This is a genomic window from Priestia sp. 179-F W1.4 NHS (genome assembly GCF_045369295.1).
Lineage (GTDB): Bacteria > Bacillota > Bacilli > Bacillales > Bacillaceae_H > Priestia > Priestia zanthoxyli.
The window spans coordinates 1,668,532-1,694,873 of the sequence record NZ_JBIQFF010000001.1 but is presented as its reverse complement, the minus strand read 5'-3'; the positions used below and the strand labels follow the sequence as shown (position 1 = coordinate 1,694,873).

Here is a 26,342-nt window from a genome sequence, read left to right as displayed (position 1 = left end):
ATCGTGAATTGTTATTGATATTCGCTTTTTTTTTATAAAACCCTTTCACTTTTACCCTTTAATTAACTATTTACCCTTTAATTAACTAACTAGAGGTAAATTAAGTTATGTAGAGCAACATTTTATGAATAAATCAAGTTTGAGTATAAAACTTGAAGAAGTTTAAAGACTATAGTCGATACCGATTTTAAGGAGGACTTAGTATGAATAATCACGAACTTCCTACAAACATGCAAACTGGAGCTGTCCCCCCTCAATTGAACCATGGAGGGCATGAGCTATTTGACGTTCATGAAACACTTGCCGGCTCGATCAATGTAATGGATCAGTTTATGATGTTTAGGCAATATGTAAAAGAACAAGAGCTGCTTGATATTATTGATCGGCAATATCAGTTTATTTTAAATGAATATAATTTAATCGTAGAAGCTTTTTCTACTGGCCAAAAGCCTGCCGGTTCTACACATGTATATAACATGAAGCAGTCTCATACCTTTGTTTATGGCTTAAAGCCTTCGCAGCCTAAAAAGCCCAATCAGTCCGTTGAGGAAATTAATGAAAAAGGAATTTCAGGTCATATGCTGGGTCTAGTCAAGTCTCAAGCATCTCTTTTAACTATGACAGCTTTAGAAATAACTAATCCTGTTGTTCGCCGAATATTCGGAGACAGTGTTCCTAATTGGATTGAAATGGCTTATGAAATTTCTCTTTATCAAAACAAACATCATTATTATCAAGTGCCGCAGCTTGCAAAAGAAGATATGCAGCAAATGATCACAAGTTTCGCAAAAGCTACTGCCTCTCCTCAGATGCCTAATAACCATAAGCTGCATTAATTACAAAGAGGCTGGGGCAAACGTATTTTAATTAAAGGAAGATCCGAACGATTCATCGTTCGGATCTTTTCATTAGTATGGTGAATATAGGTTATGTTTAGAGTTGATTCTAGCTGTTGATTGGAGGGAAAGGCGAAGGCTCCTGCGGGAAGTGAAGTCATGCACGGAAATCAACAGCGGTGGAACAAGCGATCCATACTCGACCATTTATCCAATTTGTTCCCCTTTAGATTCGATTGATATAGTTGTGTCTCAATCTCTTTTGCGTATATATTTCAGAAAATGACAAAAAACTATGCATTTTGGATTATTTTCTGAATATTTGTAGTATTTTGATTAATTGTGTATTATAATACAGTTAACTAATAGAAAGGAGTGAGGGATGCATCATATATACTCGGATTACAGTTAAAGGAGGTGTCATAACCGCTCGCAATACGTTTGCTAAAAGTCAGTTGAACTGTAGAACCGATATGTGATAGACCATGATGGTAAAGTTAAGATTAATTCCCCTAAATGAACATGTAACATAATAAACTGCTTCTTTTTCTTTTTAAAGATAGAAGCAGTTTTTTTATGCGTTTTTCTTTTCCCGATTTAATACATGTTTTCTCCACTTTGGCTAACACTTAAGATATACATTTACGTACAAGGTGGTGACTTTGATGATCGCCGTAAAATTACTATTAGTCGCAGTTTTGATTGCATTAACTGCTTTTTTTGTAGCGACAGAATTCGCTATTGTAAAAGTAAGGAGTTCAAAAATCAATCAGCTTCTAGAAGAAGGAAATAAAAAAGCCGTATCTGCCAAACATGTTATTACGCATTTAGATGAATATCTATCCGCTTGTCAGCTTGGTATCACCATCACGGCCCTCGGGCTTGGTTGGCTTGGTGAACCGACGCTAGATCGGTTGCTTCATCCTCTTTTTACTACCTTCCATACGAATGAGCCGCTTGCTGGTATTTTATCTTTTGTCATTGCATTTGTTGTTATTACCTTTTTACATGTTGTCTTAGGAGAATTAGCTCCTAAAACGTTTGCTATTCAAATGGCTGAACAAATTACGCTGAACTTTGCAAAACCGATTATCGTGTTTTACAAACTTATGTATCCGTTCATTAAAATATTAAACGGCTCAGCTCGTATGTTGACCAAGGTTTTTGGTATAACGATGATTTCAGAAAATGAAGCTGCTCATAGTGAAGAAGAACTTCGCATTTTGTTATCTGAAAGCTTTGAAGGCGGTGAAATTAATCAGTCCGAATATCGATATATGAGCAAAATTTTTGATTTTGATGACCGTTTAGCTAAAGAAGTAATGGTCCCACGCACGGAAATTGTAAGTGCTTCTAAAGATGACGTGGTAGAGGTTTTTTTGCAAATTGCAAATGTCGAAAAATATACCCGCTATCCAATTGTTGAAGATGGGGATAAAGATAAGATAATTGGTCTCGTTAATATTAAAGAAATTTATAATGATATTGTATTTAACGAAAAAGACGGCACCAATACGTTAGAATCATATGTCAAGCCTATTTTTAAAGTAATTGAAACCGTACCTATTCATGACTTGCTCGTAAAGATGCAAAAAGAACGCATTCAAATGGCTATTCTTTTTGATGAGTATGGGGGAACCGCGGGGCTTGTCACAGTAGAAGACATTATTGAAGAAATTGTGGGAGAAATTCGAGATGAGTTTGACACAGACGAAATTCCTTATGTACAAAAAATTAAAGACGATCACTATATTCTTGACGGAAAAATGCTCATTAGCCAAGTAAATGATTTACTCGGCACGGATATTAGCGACGAAGAAGTAGATACCATTGCCGGGTGGGTGTTAACTGAAAAGTTTGATGTGACCAAAAATGATATCATTCAGCATGAGCAATTTTACTTTAAAGTTTTGATTATAGAAGATTTTCACATTAAGTATATAGAAGTAAAAAAAAGAAAGAAGAAAGAAAAAAAGGATGATCATCATTAATCATCCTTTTTAGTTATTCAAAATCCCTTTTACCAATCGTCTCCTCCATCAAAAAAGTCTCCATCCAACAGATCCTCCCCGGCTTCTTCAATATCTTCTCCAATTTCACCAAGCGCCGAGTCTTCAAACATATCATCGATCAAATTCTCAATGAGCAGCCCGCCTAACATACCGGCTGCAAAGCCTCCCATTGCTCCTCCTAACCCGCTCATACGTGGATGATGTGAATGCTGATCATAGTGAGAAGGCTTATAATACTCATAGTCTCGAGGATTTTCCATCATCTCTTCCATCGCTTCTTCCAGCAAACGAGCGATAGTGGATGGATGGCTGAGTTCATCATTGGTAAAAAAAAGTTCGTTTTTTATTTCCCTTTCCCGGCCGAAAGAAGGCAAATCTAGCTCCAATAGCACTCGTATACCTTCTCGTTCAATGGCTACCTCAAACTCAATCTCATTTACATATCCCTTTAAGAAGTCTGTAGGAAAAAATGCAAATTCTTGTTTGTATCCGTTAAATTTTCCTGAATGGTGTTTTTCTCTAAACCCAAGTGCTTCAAAGCCCTCTACTAGCTGATATAAGCTTTTTGGTGCTTTAATGCGCACAGGGTCGCGGTCTGTTGAGTCAACTCCCCCTTCAATATCTAAGTGTGTCTTAAAGAAATAGCTAACGTTGCTCGCAGAGATTGGAAGATCCAAAGGTAAATGATATGTAAATGGAATTTCCTTTTTCTCACCTTCATTAATTGTAAATGAAGAAGCTGCGCGCAGGCTTTCCACACGATGTGTATGCATTTGACCGCTTTTCATTTGAACTTCAAGCCAAAATTCAACATCAATTAAATTAATATGTTGCTGAACGTTTCCGCCTTGGATGACAATAGCTCCTTCAATGACATGACCGAGCGTATAGGCTGTTTCATTTAATCGTAAATCTACTTTGGCAGCTCCAACTCCCATTTTAGCAAACATTTTTTTAAACATTTTTTTCCTCCTCCAAAATGCTCTTACTATATATACGAAGTATACCGTTTATAAGTTTCAACTTACAAAAAAAAGAACTCAATTTCTTGAGTTCTTTCTGTTGCTTTAAAGCTCCTGTATTAAAAAAACCAGCCCCAGCAGCAGTTACGTCTTTTGCAGCAATGACGTTTTTTACAACCGCCGTGATGTCCGCCGTGATGACAGCCACTGTGGTTACCATCGTGATGCCCTCCATCGTGGTTACCCCCATGGTTGCCGCCATGATTGCCATCGTGGCCTCCGCCGTGATTGCCACCATGATTGCCGCCATGGCCCCCACCGTGGTTACCGCCGTGACCCCCGCCATGATGACATTTTTTATGACCTGAACGATGATCATCATCATGTTTAGGACAATGATCGTTATGCTTATAATCGTTATGACAGCATTTTCCTTCGTGGCTACTTCTTGGATCATAACCAGAAGTTTTGTAATAATACTGATTAGAACACCAGCAACACTTCTTTTTGTTGTTGTAACTCACATAAACCATCCTTATCTATAAATAAGATTTATATAGGCAATTTTATACCTATATATAAATAGATTATGTAAACTAGTACAAGGAAGTGCATTGCTGTGGGCCATGACCTAAGCCTGTTTTTAGGAGTATGTACGGGGAAGATAAGACAAGAAAAAAAGCCATCTCTAGATGGCTTTTTTATATTTGATTTTTCACTTTACTTGCGCTTTCTGCATAAAACTCTAGAATTTCTCTTCTTCTCACAATTCCAATAAATACGCCTTGATCATCCGTTACAGGCACAAAATTTTGGTCAATTGCCTTTGAAAGGATGTTTTGAACTTCATCATATATAGCAACTGGGTTATAATCTTGATAGCGGTCAATCTCTGTTAATTTAATATTTTCCGTATCTTGAAAGCGATAGTCTCCTAGGCTTTTTAACTTCCAAAGAAGATCTCCTTCAGTAAGAACGCCCACATATTTACCATCATCGTCAACCAGTGGAACTGTAGAATAGCGATGATACTCCATTTTTTCAAGAGCCTGTCTTAATGTGGAGTGAATATTTAATGTTACAACATCACTTTTTGGTACTAAGAAAAATGCAATATTCATTTTTTAATCTCCTTTTCCTTACCCGCTCATCTTACAATTTCTATTTATTTGTTCAATTTTCGGCTTATTTTAATGTTTTAATCATACAAAATGCAGCTCGCAGTTATCTTACATTTACAACTATAAGCTGTCAATCCTAAGCTATGTAATTTCGGCTTCCTATTTCTTTATTACAGTACCCGTTTTCTAAATAATCAAATCCTAATTTTTAGAAAAAACCGTCTAGTTAAAATGATTGCTCCTGCAGCTGCTGCTTTATACTAATAAGGGCCGGAAGAGCTACTTTCAGCTCTTCTTCTCTGCGATAAGAACGCAACTGAACCTCATTATATGCTCTGTTTATACTTTTTGACTCATGAAAAAGTCCCACATGATTCGGCTAGCATTGGGGCCTTTAGGATCCGTATAGCTGCCCGCTGAATTCCCTCCTGACCATGCATGCCCCATTCCATTGATAATATATTTATCAATAGCCAATTCTCCCTTACTGCTTTCGTAGCGATACGTTGTATAATCCCGTCCAAAGAGGATTTTTTCTTCTCTCGTTTTAACAGGGCTATTCTGAATCCATCCATCTATTTTTCCGTTATAAGCAAGATTATTCGTTGTAATCCACTGGTGAACCACTTGATCTGCATTGGCTACATTTACCGTCGAATCGGCGTTACCATGAAATACAATGAGCGGCAGTGGCTTTGCCCGTTTTCCCATTTGCTGATAAGCAATTCTTCCTTGTTTAACGGGGGAAGGACCTTTACTGGCCATGACGGAATACGCATTAAATACGTTAAGAGCCGCCTGATATTCGATACCTGCTGACACACCTATGCCAGCAAACAGTTCTGGATACGTTACCCCCATGACGATGCTCATGGCTCCTCCTGCTGACAGACCGGCAACAAACACTTTATTTTTCTGAATAAAGTGCATGTTTTGGACTTTTTTTACAATCCCTGCAATAATCGCTGGCTCGCCAAATCCTCTAATTTGATGAAGCGGTTCAAACCAGTTCCAGCATTTATTCATATTTGAGTTAGAAGACTGCTGTGGATATACGACAATAAATTCCTTTTCGTCGGCGAGCTCATTCATTTGCGTGCCTATCGCAAAATCATCTGCATTTTGTGTACATCCATGCAGCATAACCATTAGTGGGTAAGATTTCAAAATATGATAGGATTTAGGTAAATAAACCTTGAATTTTTTTCCTTTATGAGTATATGTTTTAAATGATTCAGATGACGCTTCTTGTTGTTCACTTGAAGACACGAGCGTTGACGTATTTATAACATTAGGTAGTGAACCCAACATGGTACCCCTCCTCTTTTTGTCAACGTTTTCATTTTTCTTCCCAATTACGTCCTGTATTACAATACTACATATTATTTCGTTTTTTTGCACGTTCTACATACTCTAAGAGTACAACTTGTTTTGGTTTTAAGCCGTTTTTTATATTCTTTAAAATTGGGATTTTTTTGCTATATATATACTTTATTACTATATATGAAAATTGTCACTATAATCATGAAAAAAGGACAAACATGCCGTTTGCCCTTTTATTTGGACCTTGATGTTTACATACCTTTTGCCGAATTAAGCATCTATACTTTTATTATATGATGCTCCCTATCATTTATATGAATTTATTGCTCTGCATGTTTCAATCTGTAGCCTTTTATTATTTCATGCTCTGCCTTTTATTCACCAATTCTATAGGAGCAAATGGCAAGGTGCAGGTGTGGAAGCCACGTTGAAAAAGAAGCATCTTGAATAGCAAATGTTTTGGATTAACCTCTTCTTTGTTCGCAACATTCATACAAAGGCTGATTGTAATCACTCTTTTCCCCTCCTTTTTTTTAAACAGGTATAGCCAAGAGGTGCTATTAGAGTAGATTCCTTTATTTTGCATACATTTTTTTAGAAAACTATGGTAAAAATAAGACTTATCATATGGAGGTGAATAAATTGGCAAATATCCCAAAGGATACTGAGCCCTACTGGCGCGATCATTTAAAGTTTCCAACATACCCATCTCTTTCAGAAAATCGAAAAGTTGATGTTGTAGTAGTAGGAGGCGGTATTAGCGGTATTACAACGGCTTATTTATTACAAAAAGAAGGACTGAACGTGGCGTTAATTGAAGCTGATAATATTTTAAATGGTACAACCGGTCACACAACAGCAAAGATTACAGCTCAGCATGACGTTATCTACGATGAACTGCTTTCACACATTGGCGAAGAAAAAACGCTGCTGTATTATAAAGCAAACGAACAAGCTCTGCAGTTTATGAAAAACTTAATTCAAACGGAAAACATTGACTGTGATTTTTCAGTACAAGATGCTTACTTATACGGAGAAACGCTGGAGTTTGACCATCGAGTTCGTAAAGAATTTCGAGCCTATCAGCGATTACATATTCCATGTGAATTTGCAACAGAGCTTCCTTTTAGTTTTGATATTAGAGCAGCAGCTATTATGAAAGATCAAGCTCAGTTTCATCCGTTAAAATATCTGCTTCATTTAGTAAAAAAATTCACAGAAAGCGGTGGATTGATTTTTGAAAACACCGTAGCAACGGATGTAGAAGAAAGCACGTCGCCCACCGTTGTCACAAGAGACGGACATCGCATTTCTTGCAAATATGTAGTGGCGTGTTCACACTTTCCATTTTATGATGGAGCGGGCTTTTACTATACGCGCATGTATGCCAAACGTTCGTATGTGTTAGCAGCAAAAGTTGAACAAGCTTACCCTGGAGGCATGTATTTAAGTGCTGATCAGCCTACTCATTCGCTGCGTTCAACAAAAGTTGACGGAGAAGAACTCGTCTTAATTGGCGGAGAAGGCCACAAAGCTGGACAAGGAATTAATACTATGTTCCACTATGAGTCCCTTCAGAGGTTCGCCGAAGAAAATTTTACTGTCCAACATTTTCGTTATAAATGGTCTGCACAAGATTTATTTACGCTTGATAAAATTCCATATATCGGGCCCCTTAAAGAAAGCAAGCCAAATATCTTTATTGCTACCGGATTTAAAAAATGGGGCATGACTCATAGCACCATTGCAGCACATATTATCCGGGATGCAATAACCGGGAAAGACAACCCATATGCAGAGTTGTATAATCCGTCTCGTTTTTATGCGGACCCTAGCCTTAAGCATTTCTTTCGTCAAAATCTTGATGTGGCTGAACACTTTATTACCGGTAAGTTTTCAATGCCTGAAAAAGGACTCGATCAGCTTCAAAATGATGAAGGGTCGGTCGTATATGTAAACAGCAAACGTACGGGGGCGTATAAAGATCCTCAAGGGAAGCTTCACTGCGTCGATACTACATGCACGCACTTAGGATGTGAAGTAAATTGGAACGCCGGTGACCGCACGTGGGACTGTCCTTGTCACGGTTCTCGTTTTTCTTACGACGGATCTGTGGTAGAAGGCCCTGCTAAAAAGCCGCTTACACCAGTGGATGTCAATTCAAGCGATAAAAAAAGCACGCCCTAGGGCATGCTTTTTTTATCATTATCAATGGATTCACATTTGAATTTACTCTTTACATCCTTCTTTTCTAAAGTATCGATTATACACTAAAACCATTGCATAAATGACTAAAAAAGAAAACGTAAAGATAATTAACCTTCCAGATTCAGGGACATGATCAAGATAGTCTGTTTCAAAAAACATAACAAACATCAAAAATGGCAATAGAAACAAAAACCAAATAAAATCTCGATCCATAAACATTTTTATAAAAAATAAAATGGCCCCGATGTAGACAATCATCAAAAACATAATCATTCACCAAATTCTATTTAATACTAGAGGTGTTGTAATGATTATATCGGATTTCTCCGGCGAAATATAGAGTCATTGGTTTTAATTTTATAAATTCCTTACAACTTTCAAACTGCTATTTTAACATAATAAGGGAATTTACTGCTGTAAAGACTCTAAGTGAGCAAAAAACTGCGGGTATGAAACGGATACCGCGTCACGATTTTCAATAATTGTTTCCCCTTCTGCAATACAAGAGGCAACAGCAAGCATCATGCCGATACGGTGATCTCCGTGGCTGTTTACATTTGCTCCATGAAGTTTTGTACCTCCGTGAATAATCATTCCATCTTCCGTTGCTTCAATGTTAGCTCCCATTTTGGTTAACTCATTCACTACCGTATCAATACGATTTGTTTCTTTGACTTTTAACTCTGCAGCATCTTTAATAACGGTAATCCCTTCTGCCTGTGTGGCAGCTAGTGCAATAATTGGGATTTCGTCAATTAGACGTGGAATTAAGTCTCCGCCTACTTCCGTACCTTTTAAGTGAGAAGCTTCTACAACTAAATCTGCATAGGGTTCCGCCGTTTCTTTTGTTTCTTTGACTGTCTCGATCGAAGCCCCCATATTTGAAAGCACATCTAAAATACCCGTTCGAGTCGGATTCATCCCAACTTTTTGAATTTCAATGCGACTGTTTGCAATAATAGCCCCCGCTACTAAAAAGAATGCAGCTGACGAAATATCACCAGGAACTTCTACATGCGTTCCTCTTAACGTTTGACCGCCTTCAATTGAAACGGTTAATCCTTCTTCTTTCACTTTAACTCCAAACGCCTCTAGCATACGTTCTGTATGATCACGCGATTTCGCCGGTTCCGTTACAGAAGTTGTTCCTTCCGCCTGCAGTCCAGCAAGTAAAATAGCTGATTTTACTTGTGCGCTTGCAACAGGAGATGTATAGTGTATACCTTTTGCTTTCCCACCTCGAATAACAAGCGGTGTAAAATTAGCGTCTTTTCGGCCGTCTAAATGAATATTCATATCACGAAGCGGACCAGTCACACGCTTCATAGGGCGTTTGGCAATAGATTCGTCTCCAATTAACGTTGAATGAAAGGGTGTATTTGCTAAAATCCCCATCATGAGGCGAATCGTGGTGCCCGAATTTCCGACATCTAAAATATCAGATGGCTCTTTTAGCGCTTGTAGACCTTTTCCTTTTACCACGACGCTTTGTTCATCAATCATTTGAATATCTACACCTAGTTTTTGAAAGCAGGAAATGGTGCTAAGGCAATCATCTCCCGGCAAAAATCCGTTAATTGTTGTTGTTCCTTCTGCAATTGAACCAAACATGACGGAACGGTGAGAAATGGATTTATCTCCTGGAATTTGAATCGTTCCTCGTAAAGCTTTTACTGTCACAATCTGTCTCTCCTTTTATGCGTGAAGCGAATCACGAAATTCTTTAGCATCTGAAAAGTAATCAAATAACTCGTGTCCGTCACCTTTTTCTACTAATAGTTTTACTTGTTCCATTTCTTTCATCCAGTCATCGAGCAATGTTAAAAGCATAGAACGGTTTTGTTTTAATATGTCTCTCCACATATGAGGGTTGCTTGAAGCAATTCTCGTAATATCTCGAAAACCGCCTGCCGCCATTTCTGTAACAAGATGATTATTTGCTGAATAGCCTTTGACTTGTCTTACTAGACTGGTTGCAATCACATGTGGTAAATGACTGACAACTCCGGTGATTTGGTCATGAGTAGCTGCATCAAGCGGTACAAATTGTGCACCTGTAGGCTCTAGCAAATGCATAAGCGCATCTATTTTTTCTTTTTGCTCATTTTTAAACGGCGTTAAAATATAGCGCGCCGAACAAAATAAATCCGCTCGTGCATTGACTGCACCGCTCGTATGAGAACCAGCCATCGGATGCCCCCCAATAAATGAAATACATTTTTTATTCAGCGCTTGGGCTGCTTTCATAATTTCACCTTTTGTACTTCCGACATCCGTTACGATAACCGTTTCTTTAAGCTTCCAAGTAGAAAGGTCGTGTATCCATGCTGTCGTATACTCTACTGGAGTAGCAAGCACGATATAATCTGCTTGGGCTGCTTCTGTTTTTATATCTTCAGCTACATAATCAATGATACCTAGCTGGTTGGCTACTTGTACTTCATTTGTGTTGATATCAGCTCCAACGACTGTTACGTGACGATGCTTCTTCATAGCTAGCGCTAATGATCCTCCAATAAGGCCAACGCCAATAAGTAATACACGTGTTTTCACCTTTCATTCTCCTCTATTCTTTAAAATTGCTTTGCGTATTCTTCGTGTTTTTTTACATTTTCTTGAATTAACTGAATTCGATCTGCCCCAAATTGATCGATAATAGCAGATGCTAGTTCCCAAGCAATCACTGATTCTGCTACAACCGCCGCCGCCGGTACTGCACAGCTGTCTGATCGTTCAATACTTGCAGCAAACGGCTCTTTTGTATCAATATCTATACTTTGCAGCGGCTTGTATAAGGTAGGAATAGGTTTCATGACGCCTCGCACCACAATCGGCATCCCTGTGGTCATGCCTCCTTCTAAACCTCCTGCATTATTCGTTTTACGCGTATAGCCGTTTTGTTCATCCCATAGAATTTCATCATGGACTTCACTTCCCGGTCTGCGAGCTGCTTCAAAGCCTACGCCGATTTCAACGCCTTTAAACGCGTTAATGCTCATAATAGCAGCAGCTAGCTTTGAATCTAACTTACGATCATAGTGCACGTAACTGCCTACTGCAGTAGGCATTCCTTCTACTACTACTTCCACTACGCCACCAATGCTGTCTCCATTTTCTTTTGCATCATCGATTGCTTTCATCATTTTCTGTCCCGCTTCTTCATCTAAGCAGCGAACAGGTGACGCTTCAGTTTTTTCCTGAAGTTCTGTTAGCGACTCATATGCCGTTTTTTCAGCTTTCACACCGCCGATTTCAAGTACGTGACATGCAATATTTACACCTACAGCTTTTAATACTTGTTTGGCAACTGCGCCTGTGGCTACTCGTACCGTCGTTTCACGAGCAGATGAACGTTCTAATACGTTTCGCATATCTCTGTGGCCGTATTTAATCGCTCCATTTAAATCCGCGTGACCTGGACGAGGTTTTGTAATTTGTCTCTTTACTTCTTCCTCATGATCAACTGGATCAGCACCCATAATATTTCTCCAGTGCGTAAAATCTTTGTTTTCAACGACTAAAGCAATTGGTGAACCAAGCGTCTCACCGTGGCGAACACCGCCTTTAATCTGAACTTGGTCTTTTTCAATCTGCATGCGGCGTCCGCGCCCATGTCCCTTTTGTCTTCTTGCTAAGTCTTCATTAATATGTTCGGCTGTTAACTCAAGTCCTGCTGGTACTCCTTCAATAATCGCTGTTAATTGAGGTCCGTGCGATTCTCCTGCTGTTAAATATCTCATATTATCGATTCCTTTCTGTTATAAAAAATAAAAAACTCGCCCCTACGTCATAGGGACGAGTTTTTCTCGCGATACCACCCTAGTTGCAAACATTGCTTGCCACCTCGAATTGTTAACGATCCGCTGACCGCTCTGTAAAAGAGTACTCAAAGAGTGTAATTCGCTCACATTTTTGTACTGACTTCCACCAACCGTCAGCTCTCTGAGACAGGGAAATGTTTGCTACTAGTTTCTTATCACTGTATCACTATGAAATTAAGATAATTTTACTGCTGCACCTTTTAATTCTTCCATGAATTTGTGGAATTCAGGAATGTTCATTTGCTGTGCTGAATCTGACAGTGCTACTGCTGGGTCTGGATGAACTTCTGCCATTACAGCATCTGCGCCGATAGCAATCGCTGCTTTTGCACATGGTAATAGTAAGTCTTTGCGTCCTGTCGAATGCGTTACGTCTACTACAACTGGTAAATGCGTTTCTTTTTTCAAGATTGGAACAGCTGAGATATCTAATGTGTTGCGTGTTGCACGCTCGTATGTGCGGATACCGCGTTCACAAAGAATAATGTTTCCATTTCCGCGAGACATAATGTATTCAGCAGCGTTAATGAATTCTTCAATTGTTGCTGCCAATCCACGTTTTAAAAGAATTGGTTTGTCTACAGAACCTGCAGCTTTTAATAGCTCGAAGTTTTGCATGTTACGTGCACCAATTTGAATCACATCTACGTAGTCTAGAGCCGTTTCAATATCTTGAGGAGAAACAATTTCACTGATAATTGATAGACCTAGCTCATCTCCTACTTGACGTAAGATTTTTAATCCTTCCACTCCAAGACCTTGGAAATCGTAAGGTGATGTACGTGGTTTGAACGCTCCGCCGCGCATTAATGTAATGCCTTGTTCTTTAAGCGCTAAGCCCACTTCTTTTACTTGTTCGTAGCTTTCTACTGCACATGGTCCCATTACGAATTCTAAGTTTCCAGGTCCTACTTTTGTGCCGTTGATGTCAACGATTGTATCTTCTGATTTCTTTTTACGAGATACAAGAAGTGCTTTACGGTGATCGTCTTCTTGAAGTTCTAAGCTTGCTTTGAAAATTTCTTTGAAAATATGCTGAATTGTTGAAGCTTCGAATGGACCATTATGGTTAGCTAAGATTTGATCTAATGATTTACGTTCACGAACTGGATCAAAGCGATTCACACCTTGTGTACCTTTTACTTTTCCAATTTCTTGTGCGATTTCACCGCGTTTATTTAATAATTCTAAAATTTCTAAATTTATTTCGTCGATTTGTCCTCGTAATTGTTCTAGTGATTTTGTCATTTTAAAAATCCTCCTTTGATTTTACAACCTTGAACGGATCTTTTCGTTTAGTTTGTATTTAAAAATCCGTTTTACACCTACACAGCCGCTTATGCGGATATACAAAAAGTCCCTACTGATTGTATCAGTAGGGACGAATTGATCGCGGTACCACCCTAATTGCAAGCATTGCTTGCCTCTTCATTAAGATAACGGCTATTGCCGCTTTTGACTATTGCCAAAAGAAAGCTCCAAGAATGTAATTCGCAATCTCTTTTGTACTGATTCGCACCAACCATCAGCTCTCTGAATACAGGGAAGATTTTGCTACTATGCTCTTTTCATCGCTTGTAATGGATATAAAATTATAATGGACCGAAATACAAAAAGTCCCTACTCACCCTTAAGATTGTTCTTAAGAGTCAGTAGGGACGAAAATTCGCGGTACCACCCTAGTTGCAAGCATTTTGCTTGCCTCTTCATTAAAATAACGGCCAGGCCGTCTTTTCCTGCTCGGAAAAGATGCTCAAGGAATGTACTTCGAAAAAATTTTTGTTCTGACTCGCAGCAACCGTCAGCTCTCTGATACAGGGAAATTTTTTCTACTCGTGCTCCTATCAACGCTCAGTATTGACTATGTATGCGTACTTGGATAATCAGTTCCGATCGTTTGAAACTGTTTGTCGCTTCCAAGTTGTGTGTAATGTTGTGTGATGTTGATTTGTATTATGAATGGTTTTTTTATCTTCGTCAACACTTTTTATTAATTTTTTTTATTTTTTAAAAACCATTGCCCCTTCAAACCTCTCTCTATCAAGAGTTTTGTCACTTTAATTTTTTTCAAACACGTATTCCATTTCAGAGTCATATTCAATAAATCCATGTTTTTGATACAAGCTTTTTCCAGCGGCGGAAGCATTTAACCATATTCGATTTACACCACTTTTTTGGCCGTACTGCATCAAGTGCTTTAAAATAGCGGAAGAATAGCCGTGCTTTCGGTGATCAAAAGCTGTATACATGTTCATAACATATGCTTCTTTTCCTTGAAGGTTACCCGGTGAAGGCGGACGTATAAAAAAGACGATGCTTCCTGATGATACAACTTTTCCATCGACTTTTAAAATAGCCGTATAATTATTTGGGCTATTTATATTCGCAGTAAAATATTCTTCTGTCGCCTTTCGAAACAGCTCCTCACTCTCATTTAGTTCTCCCAGTTCTTTCATGAGCAGCATTCGCAGGTTAACCAGGTCCTGCACGTCTTCTAATAGTGCTTTTTCAACCATTGTTCTCCCTCTTTTCGTCTCTTTTACAAAAAAAACTCTCAGCATTTGAGAGCTTCATTTAAGCAAGAAAAACAGCTCCGTATACGAGTGCTCCGACAATAACGAACGCTGGATGCACACGTAATTTTTCCAATAAAAGAAAGCTGGCTGCTACTAAAAATAGAGTTTGCCATATACCTGAATCACCGTATGAATTCATAAAAAATTCATAGGCCATTAAGCCAAGTAAAATAGCGATTACGGGACGAATGTAGTTGGTCATTTTCTTAACATTTGGTGAATCTTTATACTTAAATAATATTCGAAGTAAAATGACTAAAAGCAAAACCGACGGAGCAATCGTTGCAAAAAGAGCAATCACCGAGCCTAAAATCCCTGCCTGCTGATATCCGATAAATCCCGCCATTTTTGTCGCAATTGGACCTGGAAGCGCATTTCCAATTGCCAGCATTTCACTAAACTCTTTAACGGTAAGCCAATGGTAGCGGTCTACAACTTCTTTTTGAATGAGCGGAATCGACGCAGGTCCTCCTCCATAGCCTAAAATATTTGAAACAAAAAACGCCATAAATAGCTGAATATAAATCATACCGATTCCCTCTTTTGCTTGTGCTCATCGCTTTCGCCTTTTTTTCCTTTTCGTTTTAGCGGAATCCAAGCTGCTGCCATAAGTACAATAATAATAACTGCTGGATGAATATGGGCAAATTCCATTAGTCCTAAACTAATAATGAGTAAGATAATAGCTGGCGTCCAGCCTAAACCAGACGTTGATTTTTTAAAAAAATCCCATGTCATAACTGCGAGCATCACTCCCACTACAGGAACGACTGCTTTGGTCATCCCCATAACCCAGGGCTGATCTTTAAATTGCGTTAAAGTGGTCAACAGTAATACCATTAAAAAAACGGTTGGAATAACGGCTGCAAATAAAGCTGTACCGAGACCTAAGATACCGCCGACTCGATAGCCGATGTATCCAGCCAGCTTTGTCGCAATAGGCCCAGGCAGCGTATTGGCAATTGCTAACAAATCGCCAAATTCATCGTCATCCATCCACTTGTACGTATCGACTACTTCTTTTTTTACAAGTGGAATAGCTGAAGGTCCTCCTCCGTAGCCGAGCATACCTGAGCGAAAAAACGCTATAAAAATATCCAATTGTCGCATTTCTCGCGCTCCTTTCTCTGTGATCTAATAAGCAACGACGGCTCCGTCTGTTCGCGCTTCTGTGCCGCCGTATAATACACCGGTTTGTTCATCTCTTAAAATAATCTGCCCTCTTCCAAACGTATGTCTGCTCGTAGCCACATGAATATCATGCCCTTTGCGTTCTAATGCTTCTACAATATGTGAAGGCATTTCTTTTTCCACAAGAACCTTTTTATGTTCAATCCACTGCCATCTTGGTGCATCTAAAGCTGCCTGAGGATTTAGATGAAAATCAATCATATTCATGATGACTTGCACATGTCCTTGCGGCTGCATAAATTTACCCATTACACCGAATGAACCTACAGCACTTTTATTCTTTGTTAAAAATCCAGGAATAATGGTATGATAGGTTCGTTTTCCAGGCTCTAATCGGTTATGGTGCTGTGGGTCTAACGAAAAATTGTGCCCGCGGTTTTGCAGGCATATGCCCGTATTAGGTACGACAAGTCCTGAGCCAAAATCCATGTAATTACTTTGAATGAATGATACCATGTTTCCTTCTCCATCAGCTGTAGCCAAATAGATCGTGCCGCTATGAGACGGCTGTCCGGCTTCGGGAATAAGCGCTTTTTCACCAATCAGCCCTCTGCGCTTGTTTGCATAAGAATCATTCAACAAATCTTCAACTGCTACTGTCATTTTATCAGCATCTGTAATAAATTTTTGTCCATCTGCAAACGCTAGCTTCATAGCTTCAATTTGCTTGTGGTATGTATCGACAGAATCTTTGGCATCAAAAGAAAAACCTTTTAGCGTATTTAGAGCTAAAAGCGCAATAAGGCCTTGGCCGTTGGGCGGTATTTCCCACACATCGTATCCTCGGTAAGAAGTTGAAATCGGCTTTACCCACTCTGCTTTAAAAGCTGCTAAATCCTCTTTTGCTAAAAATCCGCCGTGTTTTTTCGAAAAAGCTGCTATTTTATCAGCTAAATCCCCTCTGTAAAAAGATTCTCCATTCGTTTCGGCAATTTCAAGCAGCGTAGCAGCATGGTCTGGTGATCGCCACATTTCCCCTACCTTAGGAGCAGATCCATTGTTAGTAAATGTCTCAAACCAGTGTTTATATTCTTCACCTTTTAACGCGTGTGTAAATCGTTCAAACGCTCGTTCCCAATTGTACCCTAAAATTGGGGAGATTGGGAACCCTTCTTGCGCATAAGAAATAGCCGGCTGCAGCACTTCTTTTAACGGTAGCCGGCCAAAGCGTTTTGACAGCTCCACCCACGCACTCGGGGCACCTGGGACCGTAACAGGAACAAAACCGCGAGCCGGCATCTCTTTTATCCCCATGGCGCGCAGAGCCTCAATAGAGATAGAAGCAGGAGCAGGACCGCTCGCGTTGAGTCCATATAGTTCTTCATTTATCCACACAAGAGCAAATGCGTCTCCGCCAATTCCATTTGAAGTAGGTTCTACCACCGTTAAACAAGCTGCGGAGGCAATAGCAGCATCTACTGCATTGCCTCCTTTTTTCAACATTTCAAGACCCGCCTGAGCGGCAAGAGGCTGACTAGTTGCTACCATTCCGTTTTTTCCAAACGTGCACGTACGCTGCGATGCATATGGGTGTGTGAAAAAGTATTCGCTCATAGAAAATCTCCTCTTTTCTTTATATGGTGAATAACGAATCTTTACAGACTAGACAACGCTACTTCTTCCTCATAAACTTCTAAAGCTGCTTGCAGAGCAGAACCTGCATTTACGCTTGCCCCGTTTCGAATAAGCACTGCTTCAAGACCGGCTAATGTAAAGAGAACGTTGTCTTTACGGCAGCTGTATCCCATTGTACCGATACGCCATATTTTTCCGTGCATCGGCCCAAAAGAACTTGCGATTTCAATTCCAAATTGTTCAAGAAGCGTAGAACGAACTGCTTCCCCGTCAATTCCTAATGGAATTAAGACGCACGTAACGGTTGGAACTTTTGAGTGCTCATCGCCAAATAAAGATAATCCCATTGCTTTAATTCCGGCTACAAGTGCTTTTTCGTGGAGACGATGTCTTGCAAATCTTTCTTCTAACCCTTCTTCTAAAATAATGCGCAGTCCTTCTCTTAAAGCATAGAGCATGGACGTTGCTTCCGTGTGATGATTTAGCCTGCGCTCACTCCAATAGTCTTGAAGCTGACTCAAATCAAAATAGTTGCTGATAATATTTGGACGCAGACGAACAGTTTGAGCATCTGCTTTTGTCGCAATTCCTTTTTCAACTTTTTTACGTTCCATGATAATTTTTTCAACACGATCATTGTACGTAATAGGTGCCATACCCGACGGAACAGATAAACACTTTTGTGTACCTGCAATCAATGCGTCAATGTTCCACTCGTCTACTTTTACATCCGTACCGCCGATAGTAGCTACTGCGTCGACGATAAATAAAACATCTTGGTCGCGACATGCAGCACCAATTTCTTTAAGAGGCTGCATTCTCCCTGTAGACGTTTCGCCATGAACCATTGCAACAATTTTTGGGTTTACTTTTTTTATTTCCTGGATTACGGTCTCAGGGTCAAACACTTCTCCCCATTCGCATTCAATATTGTGTACCTCAGCTCCGTAGCGCTCGGCAATTTCCGTTAATAAATAGCCGAAGCGGCCGAAAATCGGGACGAATACTTTATCGCCCGGTTCAACTACACTTGCAAGAACTGCTTCAATCCCAGCTCTAGACGTTCCATCAACGGGAAAAGCCCATTTGTTTTTGGTTTGAAATAGCTCACGAAGCATTTCCATCGTTTCGTTCATAATGCGCGTAAATGCGGGGTCGAACTGACCTAAAATAGGTGTTCCTAATGCTCTTAATACGCGTGGATCTGCTTCTACGGGGCCTGGTGTCATAATCGTACGCGGCGGTGTATGAAGCTGTTTTGTTATAGTCATGTCAAATTCCTCCTAGTAGGCAAGTTTATATAATAGTTCTATTAAGACCTTTACTCCTTTTTCTAACTGTTCTCCTTTGGTGAATTCCTTTGGGGAATGGCTGATTCCATCTTGGCTCGGGACGAATAACAAACATGTGGGAACTCTTCTCCCGAATACCTGCGAGTCGTGTCCTGCACCGCTTACTAATTCTCGGGAGGAGATATTCTTTTCCGAGGAAATAATTTTGGAAAGTTCAGATAATTGTTCGCTCATGGCAACAGGTTTTTCATCCATCCAGCAGTTGAGATTCACTTCTAAATCCCCTGCTGTTCGCTTGATAATTTCCTTCATTTCTCGTTCTGCTTCTTGTAAAACCTTATACTCATGATGTCTTATATCGACCGTGAATTCTACATATCCTGGTATTACATTCGGTGCATTTGGAGAAAGTGTAATTTTTCCAATCGTTACGTATAAAGCGTTATGATATTTTTCGCTCAATTCAATAAATGCCTTAGCGAGTTTGCAGCTCACATAAAATGCATCTTTTCGGATGTTCATCGGGGTTGTGCCCGCATGGTTACTTTCACCTTTAACAGATACTGTAAATCGTTTCTGCCCGACGATACTAGAAACAATTCCGATATCGCAATGAGACATTTCAAGCTGCTTTCCTTGCTCGATATGCAGTTCAATAAAAGAAGCGATGTCTGTGCGGTATGGCTCGCTGTGGAGGCCTTCTCCGAAATTGAGTTGTTTCATTGCGTCATCCAGCTTAACCCCTTCTTTATTTATAACATGTTTTGCATCACTTTTGCTGTGTAATCCATTCATATTACCTGATCCCCAATACGTAAGAGGAAATCTGCTACCTTCTTCTTCACAAAGTGATACGACCTCTAAGGTTTTTGTAGGGGAGCCATAATGCGCATATAGGTACTGCAGAGCAATGATACCTGCCACAACACCAAAAGCCCCGTCATATTTTCCTCCGTTTATCACGGTGTCGATATGGGATCCTGTTAAAATCACTTGTTGTTCTGGACCCGTTCCTTGCAACCGTCCAAATAAATTTCCTACATCATCGTAATACGTTTTGAGGTGAAGTCCCTTCATTTTTTCTTCCAATGCCTTTTGAGCTGCATTCCACTGTTCCGTATATAAAAGCCTCGTGACACCTTCTTTTTCATCTAACCCAAACTGTGACAACCAGCTAATGTTTTCTTCGATTTGCTGACAAAGCTTAGATTTTCCCGTCATATCTGCAACCATTGCTATCCCTCCTGCTATCTTCATTTTAAGAAAATGACTGATTGTTTTCATTAACACTTCCTACAATGATTTAGTGTTTTTTTGGCTATTATCACTAAATACACAAAGTCTTATATACGTTACTTTTTCTAACGTTATATGTTATTTATTTTATCTTACAGAATTAAATAAACTTCTTCATTAACAATTTATACATTTTTTTCTGAAAATTTTATTTATTTTAACTAAACTTTCTTATAAAATAGAAGGTAGATAAAAATACGCGCAGGGAAATGTGAGAATTTTTAACAAAAGGAGTAATGAATAATGGAACTACAAACTCTTTTACGCATTCCGATTTATGAGAAAGCATCTGTAGTAGCCGGACAAAAAGGGGTCACCCGCAAAGTACATAACGTCAATATGATGGACGCACCCGATATTTTATCTTTTTTAAAAGAAGGAGAATTTTTAATTACAACGGGTTATCACTTCAAAGAACATGAAGAAAGCTTAGCAAAACTTGTAGAAGGAATGGCTAAAAAGAAATGTGCAGGATTGGCCATAAAAACGAAGCGTTTTTTCGAACACGTGCCTGTTTCTATTTGTCAGCTAGCTGATGAACTTCACTTTCCAATCATTGATTTCCAAACGGACGAAACGTTAGGCGCGGTTATTAATGAATCTCTCAGCTTTATTTTAGATAAAAAAACAGCCGAGCTTCAGCAAGCGATGGTCACACATCAGCTATTTTCCTCCTACATCTTACAAGGAAAAGGCATTGAGAAAATTATGCAATCCATTCAAACGTTATGCAATGCTCACGTTGCCCTTTTTGATACCCATGGTCATGAACTCTTTTACACAAACAAACGCGAACCTTTTTCGCTCCCAATGGAAGAAGCGGTAGCGGGCGCTAAGCAGCTGTTTTTACGAACGTCAAAATATACAACCTTTTCCTTTTTGAACACAAAAAAAACCGTTACGCTTTTTCCGATTGCTACTCATACAAGAAAGTACAGTTATTTATTTATTGAACACCAAGTTTCTTTATCCGATTCAGCGCTCCTAACGATTGAACAAGCGACAAACGTTTTATCCTTCGAAATGATGAGACAGCAGGCTTTGTATGAAGCTGAACGGCGACGAAAAAACGATTTTTTCAATCAGCTTGTTAACAATTATTATAAAACGCCTGAGGATGCTTCCTTTCAAGCACAGATGATGGGCTTATCAGCAGGAAACAGCTATATTTGCGCCGTTGGGAAAATTCATTCTACATTCACGCCTTACAGCGATGATGATATGATCTATGAGCTCCTTCAATATGAGTTATCAGCAGGTCCTACAGAGGCCGTTTTGTTTTTCTATGACAATCTTTACATTCTCTTGTTTACACCTCATTCTCAACCTATGATTATAGAATGCTTGCATCGCTTGCAGGAAGCTGTTTACCGTCACTACGATAAGCGAATGTCATTTGGAATTGGAAACCAAAGCCAATCCCTACTTACAATCGCTGACTCATATAAAGAAGCTGTTGAAGCTCTTGAAACCATCCATTTTAAAGATCAGTCAAAGCTTATTCAATTTTATCAGCCAAAACAGTTCAAAGAGCTGCTGAGGTTGCTTCCAGCAAACGATTTACAGGATTACTATTCTCAAACATTGGAAGGTTTGCTGCAGTACGATAAGAAAGATCGCTCCATCTTACTTGACACGCTTGAAACATATCTAAATTCCAATTGCCAAATCTCAGAGACTGCTAAGCAGTTATTCGTTCACCGGAACACGGTAATCTATCGAATCGAAAAATGCGAAGAGTTACTAAAAAGACCTATTCACACGTCAGAGGAAACCCTTCGGCTGCGCGTAGCTTTTCAAATTTTTTCTCTTGTGCATGCCAATTAAGTATAACTACAATAAAAAACGCCTGAGTAGATACTCAAGCGTTTTTTATTGTAGTGCATATTATTTATTTCGCTTTTAATTTAGACTGTACTGATTGTAATTTCCCAGCCATCGTATGATTTTCTTTATCACGGCGATCATCAATTCGTAAATTTGTACACACGCGCTGAATACCATTTTCAAAAGGTACTTCATGCATCTCTTGAACAATTTTTAGCAGCGTGCTTAATTCCCCTTCAATCAATGTATTCATAGGGGTTAATTGATATGTAATTTCATCTTCATGCTTGGCCAGCACTTTTTGAATATCAGCTACGTACTGACTCACGCTTGGCGTTTCCGTACCTACCGGAATAATGGTTACATCTACAATAGCCATGTTATACACTCCTTTTGTTTATTCTCCAATTATCATACCAAACGACACAAAAATTTCCTACTTTTACGTTTACGGTGCATAGAAAAAAGGAATAGTTATGCAACTACTCCTTTTTGTTACACTCTTATAGGTAACGCTTTGCTCCTAAGTAACGTTTTGACCAGTAAGAGTTGCTTAATGATGTGATTGTTACGCCTGTTGAAGAACCTGCATGCATGAATTGACCGTTTCCGATATAAATTCCAGCATGGCTAGCTCCTGGTTGGTACGTTTCAAAGAAAACGATATCTCCAGGCTGAGGTGAACTTACACGCGTACCAGTTTGATAGATACTAGCAACTGTACGAGGAAGACTTACACCTACTGCATTGCGATATACATAGTTAAGGTAACCACTGCAATCAAATCCTCCAGGCGCAGCTCCGCCCCAAACATAAGGTGTTCCCATAAAACGTTTACCGTATGAAATAACTTTTGAAGCTGAGCTTGAGCTTGTGCTGCTTCCTGTTGATGTTGAAGGTTTTGAGCTGCTAGAGCTGCTTGAGTTTAATTTATTTAGCGTATCCGGACCCGCTTCTCCGTCTACTAATAAACCATTTGCACGTTGAAATGATTTTACTGCACTTGTTGTAATTGAGCCAAAGTATCCTGTTACACCAGCTGAGAAGTAACCTTTATTTTTTAGTTTTTGCTGAAGGCTGCTTACGGCTGAACCTTTCATACCTTGACGTAAAATAGTTGAGCTGCTAGAGCTAGAACCGCCAGTTGAAGCGCTAGAACCCCCATTTTTTAATTTACTTAACGTAGCTGGACCCGCAATTCCATCCACAGACAGTCCATTTGCACGTTGAAATGCCATTACTGCATTCTTTGTAATTGAACCGAAGTATTGAGTTGTAGTTCCTTTAAAATAGCCTTTATTCTTTAGCTGTTGCTGTAAAGATTGTACGTTTGGTCCTGTTGAACCAACGCGCAGCAATGAGCTTGAGCTAACTGATGAACTTGATGAGCTTCCGCTTCCTAGCAGTTTATTAAATGTAGCTCGACCTGCAATACCATCTGCTGATAAACCATTTGCGCGCTGAAACGATTTTACTGCGCTAGTCGTGATTGAACCGTAATAGTTTGTTGTTGTACCGTATGTAAAATAACCTTTGTTTTTTAATTTTTGCTGTAATTCTTTCACATCTGAATTACTTGTTCCTGGGTGCAGCGTAGCATCTCCTAAAGCAGCTTCACTAATTGTAGGTACTACTGTTAAAGATCCACATAACGCTAACGAATATATCAACTTTTTCATAAAAAAAGGTTCCTCCAATGCCATAATCTACTAATCTATAAGACGTTTACATTGTAACAACACATTATTACAAAATAACATCACTAATATTACATTTATGTTACAGGAAACGACAGTAGCGCAGCCGTATGGTGTATATTGTCGTAGTTTATTGTCGTTTAACACTTAATAAGTTCGACAAAAAAGCTAATATATTCCAATATTATTCCTTTTCCTACACTAATAATAGGTAAAAAATCACCCGTAACATTATCTTTATATTTCAAAAAAAACAATTTATTTTTTTTTGAAATGTGAAACTTTTTTTAAAATTATTCGTTTAGTGGATTTGTTCCCCTCTTCAGCAAAACAGCTTTTCTTCTAAAAATTTATATTATTTCCATATTAATGAATAAAAAAACGCGTGCTGAAAAAAATAGTTTTGGTTATGTTTTAAATAAGGAGGATTATTTTATGAGCCATAAAGGCATTCATGGTACAAATGTTAGCGGATCAGGTGACTCGGAAGACAAACGCTATGCAAGCGGAGAGAACGAGCAGACGCTTACGACGCGTCAAGGTCACCCCATTCGTGATAACCAAAATTCTCGAACGGTAGGCAACAGAGGACCTGCTACTCTTGAAAATTACCAGCTGATTGAAAAACTTTCGCATTTTGATCGTGAACGTATACCGGAACGTGTTGTTCATGCCCGAGGAACGGGAGCTCATGGATATTTTGAAACGTACGGAAAACTTGGGGACGAGCCCGTTGAAACATACACCCGCGCAAAAGTTTTTTCAGGAGCAGGCAAACAGACGCCCGTTTTTGTCAGATTTTCTACCGTAACTCATGGAAAGGACTCTCCAGAAACGATGCGAGACCCAAGGGGATTTGCTGTAAAGTTCTATACAGAAGACGGGAACTGGGACTTAGTAGGAAATAACCTTAAAATATTTTTTATTCGCGATGCTATTAAATTCCCTGATTTGATTCATGCTTTTAAGCCCGATCCTGTGACAAACCGTCAAGATACCGAGCGTATTTTTGATTTTATTTCTCATACACCTGAGGCTATGCATATGATTACTTTTTTATTTTCACCTTGGGGAATACCTGCTAACTATCGGCAAATGCAAGGTTCCGGTGTTAATACATATAAGTGGGTAAACAAAGATGGCGATGCCTTTCTTGTTAAATACCATTGGGAACCAAAACAAGGAATTAAAAATTTGACCCAAAAACAAGCAGAAGAAATTCAGGCTAAAAATATCAGTCACGCTACTCAAGACTTGTATGAAGCGATCGAGAGCGGCAACTACCCTGAGTGGGAACTTTGTATGCAAGTCATGGAAGACGGAGAGCATTCCGAACTAGATTTCGATCCGCTTGATGACACGAAAATTTGGCCGGAAGACCAGTTTCCATTTCTTCCAGTAGGTAAAATGGTCCTAGATAAAAATCCAAGCAACGTATTTGCTGAAACGGAGCAAGTCGCATTTGGTACGGGTGTGCTTGTGGATGGGCTAGATTTTTCTGATGATAAAATGTTGCAAGGAAGAACGTTTTCTTATTCCGACACGCAGCGTCACCGTGTGGGAACAAACTACTTGCAACTGCCTATTAACGCGCCGAAAAAACATGTAGCAACAAATCAACGAGATGGTCAAATGGCCTATCATGTAGATGCAGCTCCTGGTCAGAACCCGCATGTGAATTATGAGCCATCTTCTCTTGGAGGTCTTCAAGAAGCGCATGATCATCCAAAACCTCATCAGCCTTATGTTGAAGGGAATGTAAAAAAAGAAAAAATTGACCGTACAAATGACTTTAAGCAAGCTGGTGAACGCTATCGTTTACTAGAAGACTGGGAACGTGATGAGCTTATTCAAAACTTAGTAGACGGTTTAAAATGCTGTCACCATACCGTTCAAACAAAGATGATTGAGCTTTTAACTCAATGTGATTTTGACTACGGCAATCGAGTAGCTAATGGTATCGGTCTTCTCATGCATGATGATGGTTCTTTAGAAATTGAAATGGGAGCAGAAATGACTCCTACATATGGGAAATTGCCAAAAGAAGGCGGTTCACCGTTAGGAAGCAACAAAGCTGCTGATGCGGTAGAAGAAGCTAATGAAAAAGGAAAAGACGCCCATCCTTATTAACAAAAAACATCCTGCAGCGACAGCAGGATGTTTTTTGGGTTAAACGCTTATGACCAAGTAACGGCAAACACGTGGTAGTCATTTTTTAACTGTGGCGCATCAATGGGTGTCCCGTGCTGATATCCTTGTGTAACTCTTTTAGGATGTAAGGGTTGAACCCATTCTTTCACTTGCTGGTTTGTACCATTTGCTAAAATATATACACAATCAGAAAATGCCCCGTCATTGTTTGGACTATCAACTTTTAGTACTTCCACTAACACATCTTGGACACACGTTTTTCTCTGAATACATGTAAGCGTATGGTAGATGATATCAGCGGACACATCGTTATTTAAACGAAAGCCCACCTTTTTTTGTTCAAAAAAAGACGAGAATGAGACGATTGGTAATGTCTTTTTTTGTTCATACGCTTGAGATAAAATCTTGACAAGAACTTCTCCACTCAAGATGATCCCTCTTTCTAAAAAACGCT

The 26,342-nt window shown here is 39.3% G+C and carries 23 protein-coding genes, 1 pseudogene and 3 other annotated features; of the genes and pseudogenes, 5 read left to right on the top strand and 19 right to left on the bottom strand.

The window, feature by feature from the left end; all coding sequences use genetic code 11:
- Positions 1 to 203: 203 nt before the first annotated feature.
- A complete protein-coding gene (locus ACH0CI_RS09240) occupies positions 204 to 836 on the top strand; it encodes a spore coat protein (protein ID WP_028412794.1) in 633 nt (210 codons plus the stop codon).
- A gap of 665 nt (positions 837 to 1,501) precedes the next feature.
- Positions 1,502 to 2,827, top strand: a complete 1,326-nt coding sequence (locus ACH0CI_RS09235) for a hemolysin family protein (protein WP_335707667.1) — start codon at positions 1,502 to 1,504, stop codon at positions 2,825 to 2,827.
- Positions 2,828 to 2,856: 29 nt separating this feature from the next.
- On the opposite strand, the gene ACH0CI_RS09230 is transcribed toward ACH0CI_RS09235, so the two are convergent.
- From ACH0CI_RS09230 to ACH0CI_RS09210, 5 genes are all read right to left on the bottom strand, one after another.
- Positions 2,857 to 3,810, bottom strand: coding sequence for a sporulation protein (locus ACH0CI_RS09230; RefSeq protein WP_335707668.1), 954 nt, complete (start codon positions 3,808 to 3,810; stop codon positions 2,857 to 2,859).
- Positions 3,803 to 4,195, bottom strand: coding sequence for a hypothetical protein (locus ACH0CI_RS09225; protein ID WP_406901283.1), 393 nt, complete (start codon positions 4,193 to 4,195; stop codon positions 3,803 to 3,805). Before ACH0CI_RS09225 ends, ACH0CI_RS09230 begins: the two co-directional genes overlap by 8 nt.
- A gap of 316 nt (positions 4,196 to 4,511) precedes the next feature.
- The gene (locus tag ACH0CI_RS09220) at positions 4,512 to 4,931 is read right to left on the bottom strand and encodes a CBS domain-containing protein (RefSeq protein WP_033580628.1); all 420 of its coding nucleotides are present in this window, start codon (positions 4,929 to 4,931) and stop codon (positions 4,512 to 4,514) included.
- Positions 4,932 to 5,270: 339 nt separating this feature from the next.
- Positions 5,271 to 6,242 (bottom strand): extracellular catalytic domain type 1 short-chain-length polyhydroxyalkanoate depolymerase, encoded by a 972-nt coding sequence (locus tag ACH0CI_RS09215; protein WP_033580627.1) that lies wholly within the window; start codon positions 6,240 to 6,242, stop codon positions 5,271 to 5,273.
- Between the two features lie 367 nt (positions 6,243 to 6,609).
- The gene (locus ACH0CI_RS09210; RefSeq protein ID WP_335707670.1) at positions 6,610 to 6,768 is read right to left on the bottom strand and encodes a hypothetical protein; all 159 of its coding nucleotides are present in this window, start codon (positions 6,766 to 6,768) and stop codon (positions 6,610 to 6,612) included.
- Positions 6,769 to 6,896: 128 nt separating this feature from the next.
- On the opposite strand from ACH0CI_RS09210, the gene ACH0CI_RS09205 reads away from it, so the two are divergent.
- On the top strand, positions 6,897 to 8,441 hold the full coding sequence (locus ACH0CI_RS09205) for an FAD-dependent oxidoreductase (protein WP_406901282.1): 1,545 nt from the start codon (positions 6,897 to 6,899) through the stop codon (positions 8,439 to 8,441).
- Positions 8,442 to 8,483: 42 nt separating this feature from the next.
- Here ACH0CI_RS09205 and ACH0CI_RS09200 read toward each other — a convergent pair whose 3' ends face one another.
- From ACH0CI_RS09200 to allC, 11 genes are all read right to left on the bottom strand, one after another.
- Entirely contained in the window at positions 8,484 to 8,729 is a 246-nt protein-coding gene (locus ACH0CI_RS09200) for a hypothetical protein (RefSeq protein WP_013057694.1), read from the bottom strand.
- Positions 8,730 to 8,870: 141 nt separating this feature from the next.
- A complete protein-coding gene (aroA, locus tag ACH0CI_RS09195) occupies positions 8,871 to 10,142 on the bottom strand; it encodes a 3-phosphoshikimate 1-carboxyvinyltransferase (RefSeq protein ID WP_033580625.1) in 1,272 nt (423 codons plus the stop codon).
- 15 nt (positions 10,143 to 10,157) lie between these two features.
- Positions 10,158 to 11,015, bottom strand: a complete 858-nt coding sequence (locus ACH0CI_RS09190) for a prephenate dehydrogenase (protein ID WP_406901281.1) — start codon at positions 11,013 to 11,015, stop codon at positions 10,158 to 10,160.
- A gap of 20 nt (positions 11,016 to 11,035) precedes the next feature.
- Positions 11,036 to 12,202 (bottom strand): chorismate synthase, encoded by a 1,167-nt coding sequence (gene aroC, locus ACH0CI_RS09185; RefSeq protein ID WP_033580623.1) that lies wholly within the window; start codon positions 12,200 to 12,202, stop codon positions 11,036 to 11,038.
- A gap of 48 nt (positions 12,203 to 12,250) precedes the next feature.
- Positions 12,251 to 12,451 (bottom strand) — a binding site (T-box leader).
- A 6-nt stretch (positions 12,452 to 12,457) separates the two neighbouring features.
- Positions 12,458 to 13,531, bottom strand: a complete 1,074-nt coding sequence (locus ACH0CI_RS09180) for a bifunctional 3-deoxy-7-phosphoheptulonate synthase/chorismate mutase (RefSeq protein WP_013057698.1) — start codon at positions 13,529 to 13,531, stop codon at positions 12,458 to 12,460.
- 126 nt (positions 13,532 to 13,657) lie between these two features.
- Positions 13,658 to 13,864 (bottom strand) — a binding site (T-box leader).
- A gap of 70 nt (positions 13,865 to 13,934) precedes the next feature.
- Positions 13,935 to 14,140, bottom strand: a binding site (T-box leader).
- A gap of 200 nt (positions 14,141 to 14,340) precedes the next feature.
- Positions 14,341 to 14,799: a GNAT family N-acetyltransferase gene (locus ACH0CI_RS09175; RefSeq protein ID WP_335387809.1), complete on the bottom strand. Its 459-nt coding sequence runs from the start codon at positions 14,797 to 14,799 to the stop codon at positions 14,341 to 14,343.
- A gap of 58 nt (positions 14,800 to 14,857) precedes the next feature.
- Positions 14,858 to 15,388, bottom strand: coding sequence for a chromate transporter (locus ACH0CI_RS09170; RefSeq protein WP_014459451.1), 531 nt, complete (start codon positions 15,386 to 15,388; stop codon positions 14,858 to 14,860).
- A complete protein-coding gene (locus ACH0CI_RS09165; RefSeq protein WP_028412785.1) occupies positions 15,385 to 15,969 on the bottom strand; it encodes a chromate transporter in 585 nt (194 codons plus the stop codon). Before ACH0CI_RS09165 ends, ACH0CI_RS09170 begins: the two co-directional genes overlap by 4 nt.
- A 24-nt stretch (positions 15,970 to 15,993) precedes the next feature.
- Entirely contained in the window at positions 15,994 to 17,604 is a 1,611-nt protein-coding gene (gene ggt / locus ACH0CI_RS09160; RefSeq protein WP_048019000.1) for a gamma-glutamyltransferase, read from the bottom strand.
- Positions 17,605 to 17,645: 41 nt separating this feature from the next.
- Positions 17,646 to 18,896 carry a pyridoxal-phosphate-dependent aminotransferase family protein gene (locus tag ACH0CI_RS09155; RefSeq protein ID WP_335387814.1) on the bottom strand — a complete coding sequence of 417 codons (1,251 nt, stop codon included), beginning with the start codon at positions 18,894 to 18,896 and terminating at the stop codon, positions 17,646 to 17,648.
- A gap of 12 nt (positions 18,897 to 18,908) precedes the next feature.
- Positions 18,909 to 20,150, bottom strand: a complete 1,242-nt coding sequence (gene allC, locus ACH0CI_RS09150) for an allantoate deiminase (protein ID WP_328174060.1) — start codon at positions 20,148 to 20,150, stop codon at positions 18,909 to 18,911.
- Positions 20,151 to 20,456: 306 nt separating this feature from the next.
- Here allC and ACH0CI_RS09145 point away from each other — a divergent pair, with 306 nt between their 5' ends.
- Positions 20,457 to 22,040: a PucR family transcriptional regulator gene (locus tag ACH0CI_RS09145; RefSeq protein WP_028412781.1), complete on the top strand. Its 1,584-nt coding sequence runs from the start codon at positions 20,457 to 20,459 to the stop codon at positions 22,038 to 22,040.
- A gap of 64 nt (positions 22,041 to 22,104) precedes the next feature.
- Here the strand turns inward: ACH0CI_RS09145 and ACH0CI_RS09140 are convergent, their stop codons facing one another.
- Positions 22,105 to 22,419 carry an MTH1187 family thiamine-binding protein gene (locus ACH0CI_RS09140; RefSeq protein WP_013057706.1) on the bottom strand — a complete coding sequence of 105 codons (315 nt, stop codon included), beginning with the start codon at positions 22,417 to 22,419 and terminating at the stop codon, positions 22,105 to 22,107.
- Between the two features lie 124 nt (positions 22,420 to 22,543).
- The gene (locus tag ACH0CI_RS09135; protein WP_335706873.1) at positions 22,544 to 23,719 is read right to left on the bottom strand and encodes a C40 family peptidase; all 1,176 of its coding nucleotides are present in this window, start codon (positions 23,717 to 23,719) and stop codon (positions 22,544 to 22,546) included.
- A gap of 453 nt (positions 23,720 to 24,172) precedes the next feature.
- On the opposite strand from ACH0CI_RS09135, the pseudogene ACH0CI_RS09130 reads away from it, so the two are divergent.
- Positions 24,173 to 25,697: pseudogene (locus ACH0CI_RS09130) on the top strand (catalase); the annotation flags it as partial.
- A 217-nt stretch (positions 25,698 to 25,914) separates the two neighbouring features.
- Here ACH0CI_RS09130 and ACH0CI_RS09125 read toward each other — a convergent pair.
- Positions 25,915 to 26,316: a hypothetical protein gene (locus ACH0CI_RS09125; RefSeq protein WP_224980258.1), complete on the bottom strand. Its 402-nt coding sequence runs from the start codon at positions 26,314 to 26,316 to the stop codon at positions 25,915 to 25,917.
- Positions 26,317 to 26,342: the final 26 nt, after the last annotated feature.